Genomic DNA, 13101 nt, shown 5'->3' with positions numbered 1-13101 from the left:
GGCCGCTCCGTGTTGAATGGAGCGGCCTTTTGTTTTCGGAATGACTGTGATGGAAAAAAGTTGCTGGACGATAGGCCACGGACCATCTAGCATCAAAAACAGGTTGGTTAACCAGAGGTGAATCAGCGATTCCAACATGAATTGCTGAACCGATGATCTGCTTGCGCCAACCTCAAGCTCACAGGAATTTCCCGGTAGATCGGCGATTCCTGTAAGTCATTGAAACCAGTAGATTGACATTCCCTTCAATAAGATAGAAGGCGTAAGGATTATGTATCTTGAAAGAGGTTGGCGCAAAGAGCCGTTTGTACCACTAACTTTCAACGCATATTCCTTTCCGCCGTCGCACCCTCACAGGTGCGTGGATTGAAACTACGCAAGCACCTTATCCAGAGGGAGAGAGGGCAGTCGCACCCTCACAGGTGCGTGGATTGAAACTATTTTTAGGATGCCCCATAAGGGGCTATAGGATGTCGCACCCTCACAGGTGCGTGGATTGAAACATATGAGTTAATTCTAATTTTTAGATTTAGGGGGGTCGCACCCTCACAGGTGCGTGGATTGAAACTTTAACTAATTGGTTTTTGGAGACACGGACTCCGGTCGCACCCTCACAGGTGCGTGGATTGAAACTTCCACATTCGGGAAAGCGTCCGGCCATGGTGAAGTCGCACCCTCACAGGTGCGTGGATTGAAACCATGCAGCGGCGCAGGGTAATGGCCAGGTCTTCCGTCGCACCCTCACAGGTGCGTGGATTGAAACCGGCCTTGCGGGCGGTCGTGGCGCCGGAACGCAGTCGCACCCTCACAGGTGCGTGGATTGAAACCATCCTTCAAAATCCCATTTAATTTCAACGTGTTGTCGCACCCTCACAGGTGCGTGGATTGAAACTGGATCAACCTTGCCGCCCTTCTGTCCCTGCTCCTGTCGCACCCTCACAGGTGCGTGGATTGAAACGGAACGTCTCTTGATGGGCGTTGCCCGCCAGCGTGTCGCACCCTCACAGGTGCGTGGATTGAAACCATTTTCAGCCTGGCTTCATCCTGGCGCACCTTGTCGCACCCTCACAGGTGCGTGGATTGAAACTCAAGATCGTCAATGCAGGTCTTAATGTCATCCGGTCGCACCCTCACAGGTGCGTGGATTGAAACCGGAAACGTCCGCTGCTGGGTGTACGGCGAGCTGGTCGCACCCTCACAGGTGCGTGGATTGAAACGGTCACTGCGTAAGACGTGGTGAATTTCATCGAGTCGCACCCTCACAGGTGCGTGGATTGAAACGTCCCGAAAGGTATCATCCTGGCAAGCCTAGTCTAGTCGCACCCTCACAGGTGCGTGGATTGAAACTGGCTCCTGATCGTCATCCGCGTCAGGCAAGGATGGTCGCACCCTCACAGGTGCGTGGATTGAAACCCGTTACACGATGGGCAAGAAAGAATTCATCCAAAGTCGCACCCTCACAGGTGCGTGGATTGAAACAATGCAATCAAGGCAGAATACGTCTTGCGCCTGTGTCGCACCCTCACAGGTGCGTGGATTGAAACCCCCCTGGTGGAGCAATACGGAGGGACCATCCGGGTCGCACCCTCACAGGTGCGTGGATTGAAACCTTTTGCCGCCCTTTACAGCCGGGCAAACTGGAGGTCGCACCCTCACAGGTGCGTGGATTGAAACCTTTCTTCAAGAAAAAAAGAACACTTTGTGAACCGTCGCACCCTCACAGGTGCGTGGATTGAAACCAATGCGTTGGGTTTACAGTTGAAATAGGCGTCGTCGCACCCTCACAGGTGCGTGGATTGAAACAATCCATGTATTGTGTTTGGAATAATCTTCATCAGTCGCACCCTCACAGGTGCGTGGATTGAAACGCTTTTTCAATCGCCTCGGCCTGGTCGGGCGTGAGTCGCACCCTCACAGGTGCGTGGATTGAAACCCGTCGTGAAATTCCCTTGCCACCGTCGCCCTGGGTCGCACCCTCACAGGTGCGTGGATTGAAACGCCAGTGCGGGCATCCCTTTAATTTTTTGCGGGCGTCGCACCCTCACAGGTGCGTGGATTGAAACATCAGCCATTTGGCCTGTTCCGCCATGACGGCGTGTCGCACCCTCACAGGTGCGTGGATTGAAACCAATAGTGCGCCCAATCTTCCACCCCGTTTTGGGTCGCACCCTCACGGGTGCGTGGATTAAACACGATATGCGTCAAGGGGTATACGTTTTAGATGGTTGTCACACCTGTATGGAGATATAGGTGCGACCATCAAATACCAGCCCTCTTAAATGGCATAGCATTAAATAGGGGGTGCCAAGGTGAGAATGGTTTGGGGGCGACTTTCTTGAAGTAATAAAGAAAAATAATAGTCGGGCTTAAATATTTAAAAAGGTAATCTGTGACACAAATGAAACTTCTAGAACCAGGAAGAATTCGTTATAGGAACATGGCAACGGTATGTTAAGTTTCCGTTGTATTTTGCATCAAGAGGGATAGATGAGATGATTAGAAAGTGCTTGAAGTCGGAACAGGAAACGATTTATGAAATTATCAATGATTCAGCCGTGGCTTATAAAGACAGGATTCCTGCCGACAGATGGAAGGAACCTTACATGCCCATGGATGAATTAAAGGAACAGATCAGAGATGGTGTGGAGTTTTACTGTTATGAAGATAAGGGGCTCCTTCTTGGTGTCATGGGCATTCAGGACCGGGAAGATGTTAAACTGATACGTCACGCCTATGTCAGGACATGCGCCAGGCGGCGTGGAATTGGAGTTCAGCTTCTTAACTATTTACGAAAAGATCAGGAGAAACCTGTTTTAATAGGAACGTGGGCGGATGCGACCTGGGCGATCGACTTCTACCAGAAAAACGGGTTTCATTTGGTAGGGCCTGAAGAACGGAAGCTGCTGTTAAAGAAGTATTGGACGGTTCCGGAAAGACAGATTGAAACATCCGTGGTACTTGCAGATGGAAAATATTGCCGAGAATAAATAACGTGGCTCCACGGTGAGTGACTGCTAGCACTAAGAGGCACTTAAATTCTGGACGTTTCAGTTTTTTCTTTTGCTTACTATAAGAACAAATAAAGTCCAGGCCCATTTCCTTATGAAGATGGGCCTGGACAAGATGTTAAAAACCATCAATTTCTTCCGGAGTCAATCCTGGAAGATTTTCCATCTTATAGGTGCCGTCAGCATGAACAATAAGGCTTCGGTGTACCTTGGCGGAAGAATATTGGCCTGCGGGGCAGGAATGTTGCCACCAGATTACCTTCTTTACTTCCATGCTGCCTTCAGGACGGGCGGAAGAGGCATCCCCTTCAAACATGAACGGGAGGGCATTTTTTAAGATTTCTGCATCTTCGTCACTGAATCCTGTAAGGGAAGCAAGCTGAGGAGAAATGGCTCCATAGAAAACATAGACTCCATGATCCACTCGGTGTTTCATGCCCATGGTATCGGATGCTTTTTTTGTGCCATCGCCTTCTCCGCTGACACTTTTGGTAATTTGGGTACTGGTGATTTCAACAGGTTCTACGCTGAAAGCTGCCTGGACGGTGACAGGACCACGAATACCGATGGAAACGCCGTCATTCTTTTTTTCACCCGTACCTTTATATGCAAACAGTTGTCCAAAGGCACGCACATCAAACCACGTCCGGCAAGCCAGATTTGTTTGTTCCTCCCTGGATTTCTTCCCTTCCAGAAGAATGGAAGCCCTGTCTTTTAATGTCTTGCAGGTATCTATCTTGTGATCGTCCGATTGTACAAATATAGGAACCCCGGAATCAAGGAGCCTGTTACGGATTTTACGTTTCAAACAGACATCGGAAAGTTCCCCGTTGCCATCAAGAGTGGTTCGGGGGCGGTTGCCATTTAACGGATCTCCGTTAGGATTCGCATTTTTTACGGTGAAGATAACCGCAAAGTCTATCTTATGTTGTAATGACATGGTTTTTATTCTTTAGGTTGGGAATTTTCTTCTTCTTTTGAGGAAGATGTTTTATTGAACATGTCCGATTTTTGGCAGTAATATCCCAAGAGGAATTCTCCTGAAACCTTACTGTCATTGATGAAATCGGTTTGATCAAAGAGGTCATGAATACTTGCTAATTCTTTATCGTAGTAATTTTTCCATCCTGGTTTATTTTTTGTTAATATTTGAATATAAGGATCAAGTGCTTTGCGCAAAGTTTGCCACGTTGAATGTGGGTGGGAGCTGAAGCGCTGCATCAGTTTTTCCGCATTGGTGGGGCGTTCCGTATCGGAGGAGGCTTTCTGGGCGGCTTTTTCCAGCAATTCCGCTACAGCAAGCAGCCTTCCGTATAAATATCCCCGCTCTGTAATGGTTCTATCCAGACTCATGGTGTAATGGTGTTGTTTTTGGGTTGAGTTAAATTGGTATCTAAATAAGGCGCATGCAGTATTGACGGCAAGATTCCAATCCCGATTCTCTAGCCCGCTTCTGTTGCAGGCCTTGTGGATGCAGGCATCTACCAGATCAGGGGGAACAGGTCGTCTCTTAATAATGCAGGGAAGTAGACGAACCACTGTCTGCTTGCGCAATTTTTCGTCCACGGATTTTCCATAGGCCACTTCCGCAATGGTTCTGGGAGAAGGGGCACCGGCGTACCGCAATTTGTTTTTTTCACTCCACTGCCACCACACACATTTAGTATGCCAATGCTCAATGTTATTCCAATATTCAACGGAGTCCATCTCGTTGAAGAAGGTGATGGACAAACGACCGGGAGTGGCTGAATCCAGGCCCATGATGAAAACTTTGCTGATGTTGGCTACTTCTTCTTTATAACCTGAGATTTTAGTTCTAAGCTTTCGTCCCACTTCTTCGGCCGTGTATTGGATGGTTTCAGGTTCTTCGTCCGGATCCATCTCCAGCAATTCTCTGGTGTCAGACCATGGACCTGGCATGAAAAGGCTTCTGGATGACCAAGCTACGATTGCCTGGGAGTCATCTCTCCACCCCTGGTTGGAAATAAGCCATCTCAAGGCACTGTGGGCTTTCTGGGAGACTTCACGGCTTACCCCGCACACCTCCTTCGAGTCATCAAATTTTCCTCTGAACGTGAACCCGGAAGAATCATTGGAGGAGATGATTTTGGCGCCGTCTCCAGCATTTCTGATACGGGCCGGGTGCTGTGTTGCCAAATTAGTGGTCTCACCCGTCACATAGCACAAGCCTGTGTTTTGACCCCGTGATTCTTGAAATCGGATCCAGGAGTTCCACATTTCCTTGTTTTTCCATACGTCCGGAACAAGATTACCAGGAATTTCTACTCTCCATCTTACAAGGATAGCGTCTATGCCGACCACTCCGAGGGCTGCATAAATTGCCGGTGTATCATTCTTTTCGCCCGTCCATTTTTTCATTAAGAAGGAGTTTTCATTGACGGGCAGAATTTTTGATTCAACAAGATCTTCCAAAAGGGTACCTTTTAATACGTACGCAAAGATGGCAGAAAGCGTGGCATTGGAAGGATCAAAGTCTTTCCAGCACTCCAACTGGTTTAGATATTCTTTGTACCCGCTTTTGCTGTTGTTCGTCCATCTGGTAAAATCTCCCGCTACATATTGCAGTTTATCGCAAAGAGGGTGGGGACACAGGCCGCTGGTTCTTCCTCCGGATTTTTCAGTAACGGGAATGATTGTTTGCTGGCTCCCCGTGGGGACGATTTCTGCTCGTCTGAAATTGCCGTAACCATCCAGTACGACTGTTATCTGGGCATTTTGGCTACCATGATAAAGCGGGAATAGCGGTGTGATCGTCCGTTTTTTTAAATCTCTCTCTTCCGAAGAGTTCTTCCCCACCTGTTGCGCGTTGTCTTCGTACGTCCTATATAAAGCTTCCATCCAGTTCATTGTTTACCTCGCTTTCTATTCTTCCAAAGAGGAGTCTTTTGTTCCGCATGAGCGTGGAGGATTAGCCTTCATCTTGCGGACAGCCCTCGTTATATTACACTCTTCTGGACGGATGAATTTTACAATCCCATTCTTCATGACGGGTTTCCAGAAGCGCACCCCCAATTCGTCTCTTCCCGTCTCATCCGGATAATCAAATCCATGGAACATAACGCCGAAGGCGAGTTCCGGAGTGTCATCATAGGCTCCGGGTGTGTTTCCAAAGCGGCACGGTTCCACATAAGCCTGGCATTCACGTGCGCCCAGGCAGATGTCGCGTCTGCCTCCCTTTTCCAGAGTGCGGCGGATGATGGCGGCATGTTTTCCTTCAATGCGGTCCGCCATCATGTCCTTGCGAAGCAAATTCCATTCGAAATGAGCTCGTACCTGATAAGCAACATCTATCAAATAAGTGTATACTGACAGTTCAGCACCGCTTTCATGATACTTGATCAGTTTCATGTTTTTTGCGAACGTCCGAATGGGATTCATGATGCGCACTTCATCAATGACCCAATTAATGGTGGGCTTCCAATAAATAGATTTGGTTACTCCCTTTAAAGCTTCATAAGTAGGGATGTGGTAAGAGTATTTTTCACCGCCCATGCGGGTGAGGGGATCAGTGAATAGGGCCAATTTCCCTGATACCATGTATTCTATGTTATTTCCCATGATAAAATAAATTAAGAGATAAGAGCGCCTGGATTTTTAGCATAGGGTTCTTTTCCGGACCATGAAAATCCAGTTTTTTCATCATAATGAATTTCTGAAAGCATATAGACAGGATAATCCGTGGGTAGTAACACAAGTACTCCGTCTGCAAGCATGGAATGAACTTCCTGCTCGGAATAGTTTAATGAGAGCGTGTACTTCATGGCGTCCCTGAGCAATTTTCGGACGTCTCTCCATTCTTCTTGCGAATGAGGGTGCGCCAGCTCTATCAATTTTTCTATAATCTGAGCCCCCTCGCCCTTATTCACAATGACTGGAGTGGATAAGCCTTCGATGACTCTATAAGCTTCTGCCGCTTTTTGGAATGACTGATGCAGAAGCATGTCGGAGCTGTCAGACTGAATCCGCTGCGCCTCCATTTTTATGGCTTCATTCGTAGAAAGCAGGTCCATCATGGTGTAACTGTCGGCCTCCAACGGGTAAGCCAACTTGTTCCGTTGCTCAGAATAATAATGTCGGTAAAAAGAATCCAAGGCGTTTTCTTCCATCAGTAAATCGGCATTTCCGTGCACGTCGCTGAAAATTTGGTGTAAAAGTGATTTGCCAATGCTGATTTCTTCCAATTTGTCTGTATGCTCCAGTTTTTGGGAAGGAAAGACGACGAACATGTTTCCCTCGTCCAGCCGGGCATTTCTGTTGCAGCGGCCACCGGCCTGGACAAGAGAGTCCAGGCCTGCTGCACTACGAATGACTACATCAAAGTCCACATCCACCCCAGCTTCAATTAATTGCGTACTGAAGCACAAGATAGGTCTTCCAGTCTTTTTAGCTGTTTCAAGAGAGTGTTTGTCTATTTTATGTTGGATGATGCCTGAGCGATCCTCCGGGATCATGTTTGTGCTTAAATGGCAGGTTTGTACATCCTCCACATCGCCACAGGCCTCATACAGATTGCGGGCAAAGGATTTCGTATTAACTATCATTAAGGTATTGTTACCCATCCGCGCTTGTTTTAATGCAAAATCAGTAAACTCCTGAAGTTTCCATTGTTTGGATTCTTCAATCATATTCAGAGCAATCCGGCGGTTGGAATGAAACAGTTCAAAATATTTCTGATAGTCGGGAATGATATGAGGATCTGGATTCAGCCTTAAATTCCAAACCTTATCCTCCAATCGGCTCCATATGGGCTGCGTAGCCGTGCATAAAACAAGACTGCATCCCATGACTTCATCCATGAAATTTAATGCGGATGTCAACAAGTAGGTGGATTTTAAAGGGAGAGCCTGAACTTCGTCGAAAATAATTACTGAACGGGCCAAGCTGTTCATACGGCGCACGTAATGGCTCCCTTTGGAAAACAGCGTCTGCAAAAACTGTACCGCCGTTGTCAGAATAATGGGAGGATTCCAGGAGCATTCGGCTTGGTGGCGCTTTTCCTCCTCCTGATAGAGTTCGCTTCCGGATAATTCATTTTTGGGATCAACGAGGACATTGGAATGATGAACCAGGATGAGATCTCCAAATTCCTCCCCCAATGCGTCACGGATGATAGCCGCATTCTGGTCAATGATAGAGGTGTAGGGAATAACATAGATCAACCGGTCCAGATGATGCTTCTGTGCGTGGGCCAACGCAAACCGCAGACTGGCCAGAGTTTTCCCGGCTCCTGTGGGGAGAGTCATTAAAAACTTGCCTTGAGGGCGACCTGCTGCGTTGAAACTGCGTTGAGATATTTCTGTACGCAAATCATCAATCATTCCATGTGAGGTAAAGCCTGCCAGATAACTGTCCAGATTAGCCAGCATCTTGTCCCATGGAGGTGTGGGTACGGCTTCAACCGGCTCTCCGCCCGCACTGGAATGGTCGGCATCCACAAGGGAACTCAACAAAAACCGGCACAAGAGACCATATCGGTATTTTATTTCCTTGCCAGACAGTTTTTTCTCACCATTTCTGAGGAGGGCATCAAGGGAACGCCATTCTTCTCTTAAGGCCGGATCCGAAAGCATTGCCTGTATCCGGGCTTTTTCCTCTTCAGGCATGTTCTTCCAGGCTTCTTTATAGTGGGATTTCTCGACGTTTTTAGTAATGCGGGCTTTGAAGGAATTGGTACCGTCCGTTTTTAGATTATCAATCAGGCATCCTTCATGGTGGGAAAGACAGCAAAGGGCTATTATTTGAACCCAATATTTTTCAAATGCTTCCATTGGGTGGGGAGCATTCATGAAATAACGCCACAGATGTTGTGCTCCTGCCGTAGAGTGATCGACGGAGCCTCGAGGTCCAGGGTCTTTTCCGGAGACAATAGCCTCCATATATTCATAAAAGGCATCACTCCATTTCCCAAAGTCGTGAAGCGCCCCGATGAGCGCCGCCGTCCTGGCCAATCCTATTTTTGCCGCGTTAAGAGAGGCGCCTACAATACACTCATGCGTGTGCTGTTCAATTGTCTGTCCAGGCCGTGCTAACATGTTTTATTCTTCCTTCCCAGTTCCAGTACCGGAGAGCCAGAGTAGTCTTTTCCGTGGGATTTACAAGATATGAATTGATTAATTTAGTATTTTATTTAGGGTTCCATTCTGAACAGAATTTCCAAGATGTCTTCGACTCTCTTCTCCATACCCTTGGCGGCATTGCAGCATTACCTGTACTGTCCCAGGCAGTGCGCTCTGATTCATCTGGAATGCGCATGGGAGGAGAACCAGTTCACGGCAGAGGGAAATGTATTTCATGAACGGGCTGATTCCGGGATGACGGAAACCCGCGGATTGAAAAAAGTGCTGCGCTCCCTTCATGTTTCTTCCGCACAGTGGGGTATTCACGGGATTGCGGATGTGGTGGAAGCCGTTTATGCTGAAAAGGGCGGTGAGGCAGTGTTCATGACTCCCGTGGAATACAAGGTGGGGAAGCCCAAGCCGCATCGTGCAGATGAAGTGCAGGTGTGCGCCCAGGCACTATGCCTGGAAGAGATGTTCAAGGTGGAAATTCCTTCCGGCTTTTTATTTTACGGAAAGACCCAGAGAAGGCTTGAAGTGGTATTTGACCAGGAATTGCGTTCCCTGACAGCCCAGGTTATCTGTAGTGCCAGGGAAGTGCTGACGGGCATTGTTACGCCATTGCCCCATTATTCCAAGGGCTGCAAGTCCTGTTCCCTGGTCAATGATTGCCTGCCTTCCATGTGCCGGGAGCACAGGCAGGCCCTGAGGGCCCGGGTGGATGATGTGTTTGAGGACAGCCTTGGTGCAAGTGAAGCTGATGATTTATGAAGAAGCATTTAAATACCTTGTTTGTTACACTGGAGGGATGCTGGCTGTCCAAGGACGGCGATACCGTAAAAGTGAATTCTGAAGGGGCCTGCCTGCTCCGGGTTCCCCTTCATAATCTGGAGGGCATCGTAACGCTGGGGTGGGATATAGGAGTTTCCCCGCATTTGATGGGGGCCTGCGCTGAACGCGGCGTCACTCTTTCCTTCTGTAATCCTTACGGAAAGTTCCTGGCCGGCGTGCAAGGCTTCATGAAGGGAAATATCCTGCTGCGCCGGGAGCAGTACCGCTGGGCTGATGATGAGACAAGGTGGGTGGGCGTGGCACGGGAAATGATTGCGGCTAAGATTGCGAACTGCCGCAGCCTGCTTTTAAGGGCGCAGAGAACGTACGGGAAGGATTTGTCAGAGGCGGTAAACCGTCTGGCGGCCTTTTGCCGCATGGCTCGCGGCTGTGAATCCGGCGACATCCTGCGGGGGATTGAAGGCTCTGCGGCAGAAACATATTTTTCCTGCCTCTCCCATTGCCAGAGGACGGAAGATCCGGAACTGGTGTTTGAAGGCCGCAACAGGCGCCCTCCCAGGGATTGTTTTAATGCCCTGCTGTCTTTTCTGTACAGTTTGTTGTGCCATGATGCCCGGTCCGCTCTTGAAAGCTCCGGCATTGATGCCTCCGCCGGCTTTTTGCACCGTGACCGCCCGGGGCGTCCCGGTATGGCCCTCGACCTGATGGAGGAATTCCGGGCACCCCTGGCCGATCGACTGGCCCTTACGCTGATTAACCGCAGGCAGATCACCGCAGATGATTTTGACAAGGAAGAGTCCGGTGCCTTTTTCCTGAAGGAAGACTCCCGTAAGAAAGTGTTGAACGCCTGGCAGGAACGGAAGAAGACCGTTCTGGTGCATCCTTTCCTTCAAGAAAAGACCACACTGGGATTGCTGGTTCATATTCAAGCTCTTTTAATGGCGCGCCACCTGCGTGGTGATTTGGATTGTTATCCTCCCTTTATCAGTAAGTAACCATGTACATTCTCATTACTTATGATGTCTCCACGGAGGATAAGGCAGGGCAGCGCCGCTTGCGCCAGGTTGCCCGCGCCTGTGAAAATATCGGACAGAGGGTGCAGAATTCCGTATTTGAATGTGAACTGTCTCCGGCCCAATTGGTTGACATCAGGAGCAAGCTGCTTAAAATTATTGATCACGAAAGCGACAGCCTGAGGATTTATCACATGGGTTCCAATTGGCATCATAAGATAGAACAATTGGGAAAGGAAAAAAGCTATGACATTTCCGGCCCCCTGATTATTTAAAGACTGTTGAACACGGCCTTTGCGCCAACCCCAAGCTCACACAAATTCCCCGGGAGGTCGGCGATAGATGTAATGCATTGGGAATTGAAGATTGACAGATGATCACCCCGAGAGGAGGCCGTGCAATGACGGTCTTCTCCGGGAGGTTGGCGCAAAGTATCGTTTGCACTGTTGAATAACAGTGCATATGATCATACGCGGTCGCACTCCACACGGAGTGCGTGGATTGAAACTACGCAAGCACCTTATCCAGAGGGAGAGAGGGCAGTCGCACTCCACACGGAGTGCGTGGATTGAAACAACTATTGAGGCTATTTTTTAGCCAGTACGACATGTCGCACTCCACACGGAGTGCGTGGATTGAAACCGCCCAGTCGGCGCCGTCTTCGGACGATTCGACGGTCGCACTCCACACGGAGTGCGTGGATTGAAACGGATTGCAGGCTTCCGCCGCAGGGCTGGATGCCGGTCGCACTCCACACGGAGTGCGTGGATTGAAACTGACGGTAACGTCAGGCTCAACTATTAAAGAAGAGTCGCACTCCACACGGAGTGCGTGGATTGAAACAAGGGAGGCAGCGGCGTGGCGCACGTGCTGCGCAGTCGCACTCCACACGGAGTGCGTGGATTGAAACACGGGCCGTAAGCAACAACCCTATCCGCCTTATGGTCGCACTCCACACGGAGTGCGTGGATTGAAACCGGTGGAAACGACCGCCACGGGCGGGGTGACTTGTCGCACTCCACACGGAGTGCGTGGATTGAAACCTGGCGGCCAACTCGTCAAATACGCGGATGAACGTCGCACTCCACACGGAGTGCGTGGATTGAAACCTGGTTCCGTTGCTTGGTTTCAATCTCTTTGCGGGTCGCACTCCACACGGAGTGCGTGGATTGAAACAGGAAAGCCCCCTCAACTATCACAGCCGGGCAAAGTCGCACTCCACACGGAGTGCGTGGATTGAAACCGCTTCCGGGTCGGTTTCTTTTTCCCTTGCCGGGTCGCACTCCACACGGAGTGCGTGGATTGAAACCGCCTTGGCCAGCGTCCTGAATACTTCCATCTGGTCGCACTCCACACGGAGTGCGTGGATTGAAACTAGCTGTGTCATGCTATTGAGCTGGTTTGGGGCGGTCGCACTCCACACGGAGTGCGTGGATTGAAACCCGCTTCTTGCGGCTCATTATCCGTTTCCGGCGGGTCGCACTCCACACGGAGTGCGTGGATTGAAACTGGAAAGTAAGCCATACAGTGGCGGCCATAAAAAGTCGCACTCCACACGGAGTGCGTGGATTGAAACAAATCAGGGTCCCACGGCATGCCGCAAACACGGCGTCGCACTCCACACGGAGTGCGTGGATTGAAACAGCGTATGGGGCACACTGTTTGCGTGCACATTTAGTCGCACTCCACACGGAGTGCGTGGATTGAAACCACACGTCCAATGCTCCAAGATTCATGAAACTTTGGTCGCACTCCACACGGAGTGCGTGGATTGAAACCCGTGTCTGGTTTAAGGGCAACGCCCTGTATAGCGTCGCACTCCACACGGAGTGCGTGGATTGAAACCAACGCGTTATAACTTTTTTGAAAAAAATCTTGGTCGCACTCCACACGGAGTGCGTGGATTGAAACCCCCTGCCTGCCCTAGAGATTCTATACAAATACCGTCGCACTCCACACGGAGTGCGTGGATTGAAACCCGCAACCGCCTTCAGCCGTTTCTGAAGGCGAATGTCGCACTCCACACGGAGTGCGTGGATTGAAACCCGGTGGCAATATCCAGGCAGCCCAGCTGCAAGGGTCGCACTCCACACGGAGTGCGTGGATTGAAACCGCCGTGGAAACGGCACCTGTGGATATTGTGTGCGTCGCACTCCACACGGAGTGCGTGGATTGAAACCATCTTGGTATTGTCCTATATCGAGGGGAGAC

8 protein-coding genes and 2 CRISPR repeat arrays (1 of these 10 only partly in view) are annotated in these 13101 nt (G+C 49.7%); of the genes, 4 read left to right on the top strand and 4 right to left on the bottom strand.

What is annotated here, in order from left to right:
• Positions 1-342: 342 nt before the first annotated feature.
• A CRISPR array of direct repeats spans positions 343-2192; the repeat unit is 31 nt; unit sequence GTCGCACCCTCACAGGTGCGTGGATTGAAAC.
• A gap of 300 nt (positions 2193-2492) precedes the next feature.
• On the top strand, positions 2493-2987 hold the full coding sequence (locus tag HHJ06_RS04340) for a GNAT family N-acetyltransferase (RefSeq protein WP_343206597.1): 495 nt from the start codon (positions 2493-2495) through the stop codon (positions 2985-2987).
• Positions 2988-3126: 139 nt separating this feature from the next.
• On the opposite strand, the gene cas7c is transcribed toward HHJ06_RS04340, so the two are convergent.
• From cas7c to cas3, 4 genes are read right to left on the bottom strand one after another with little or no spacing between them, the layout of a single operon-like run.
• On the bottom strand, positions 3127-3948 hold the full coding sequence (gene cas7c, locus HHJ06_RS04335; protein WP_215427927.1) for a type I-C CRISPR-associated protein Cas7/Csd2: 822 nt from the start codon (positions 3946-3948) through the stop codon (positions 3127-3129).
• A 5-nt stretch (positions 3949-3953) separates the two neighbouring features.
• Complete coding sequence (gene cas8c / locus HHJ06_RS04330; protein ID WP_215427925.1) at positions 3954-5876, bottom strand: type I-C CRISPR-associated protein Cas8c/Csd1; 1923 nt, start codon at positions 5874-5876, stop codon at positions 3954-3956.
• Positions 5877-5891: 15 nt separating this feature from the next.
• Positions 5892-6587 carry a type I-C CRISPR-associated protein Cas5c gene (gene cas5c, locus HHJ06_RS04325; RefSeq protein WP_215427923.1) on the bottom strand — a complete coding sequence of 232 codons (696 nt, stop codon included), beginning with the start codon at positions 6585-6587 and terminating at the stop codon, positions 5892-5894.
• A gap of 11 nt (positions 6588-6598) precedes the next feature.
• Positions 6599-9061, bottom strand: coding sequence for a CRISPR-associated helicase Cas3' (gene cas3 / locus HHJ06_RS04320; RefSeq protein ID WP_215427921.1), 2463 nt, complete (start codon positions 9059-9061; stop codon positions 6599-6601).
• 126 nt (positions 9062-9187) lie between these two features.
• Between cas3 and cas4 the strand changes: the two genes are divergently transcribed.
• From cas4 to cas2, 3 genes are read left to right on the top strand one after another with little or no spacing between them, the layout of a single operon-like run.
• Complete coding sequence (cas4, locus tag HHJ06_RS04315; protein ID WP_215427919.1) at positions 9188-9856, top strand: CRISPR-associated protein Cas4; 669 nt, start codon at positions 9188-9190, stop codon at positions 9854-9856.
• Positions 9853-10872 (top strand): type I-C CRISPR-associated endonuclease Cas1c, encoded by a 1020-nt coding sequence (cas1c, locus tag HHJ06_RS04310; RefSeq protein WP_215427917.1) that lies wholly within the window; start codon positions 9853-9855, stop codon positions 10870-10872. Before cas4 ends, cas1c begins: the two co-directional genes overlap by 4 nt.
• Before the next feature lie 2 nt (positions 10873-10874).
• A complete protein-coding gene (gene cas2 / locus HHJ06_RS04305) occupies positions 10875-11165 on the top strand; it encodes a CRISPR-associated endonuclease Cas2 (RefSeq protein ID WP_215427915.1) in 291 nt (96 codons plus the stop codon).
• Between the two features lie 200 nt (positions 11166-11365).
• Positions 11366-13101: direct repeats of the CRISPR family, unit length 33 nt; unit sequence GTCGCACTCCACACGGAGTGCGTGGATTGAAAC; it runs 238 nt beyond the window's last position.

The sequence above is a fragment of the Akkermansia muciniphila genome (genome assembly GCF_018709685.1).
GTDB lineage: Bacteria > Verrucomicrobiota > Verrucomicrobiia > Verrucomicrobiales > Akkermansiaceae > Akkermansia > Akkermansia muciniphila_E.
The sequence above is the reverse complement of the archived record's forward strand: the minus strand, read 5'-3'. Positions and strand labels throughout refer to the sequence as shown.

What these genes read in the sequence shown, in the direction of transcription:
- HHJ06_RS04340 (WP_343206597.1), top strand. Translation starts at nt 2,493, where the DNA reads ATGATTAGAAAGTGCTTGAAGTCGGAACAGGAAACGATTTATGAAATT.
- cas7c (WP_215427927.1), bottom strand. Translation starts at nt 3,948, where the DNA reads ATGTCATTACAACATAAGATAGACTTTGCGGTTATCTTCACCGTAAAA.
- cas8c (WP_215427925.1), bottom strand. Translation starts at nt 5,876, where the DNA reads ATGAACTGGATGGAAGCTTTATATAGGACGTACGAAGACAACGCGCAA.
- cas5c (WP_215427923.1), bottom strand. Translation starts at nt 6,587, where the DNA reads ATGGGAAATAACATAGAATACATGGTATCAGGGAAATTGGCCCTATTC.
- cas3 (WP_215427921.1), bottom strand. Translation starts at nt 9,061, where the DNA reads ATGTTAGCACGGCCTGGACAGACAATTGAACAGCACACGCATGAGTGT.
- cas4 (WP_215427919.1), top strand. Translation starts at nt 9,188, where the DNA reads ATGTCTTCGACTCTCTTCTCCATACCCTTGGCGGCATTGCAGCATTAC.
- cas1c (WP_215427917.1), top strand. Translation starts at nt 9,853, where the DNA reads ATGAAGAAGCATTTAAATACCTTGTTTGTTACACTGGAGGGATGCTGG.
- cas2 (WP_215427915.1), top strand. Translation starts at nt 10,875, where the DNA reads ATGTACATTCTCATTACTTATGATGTCTCCACGGAGGATAAGGCAGGG.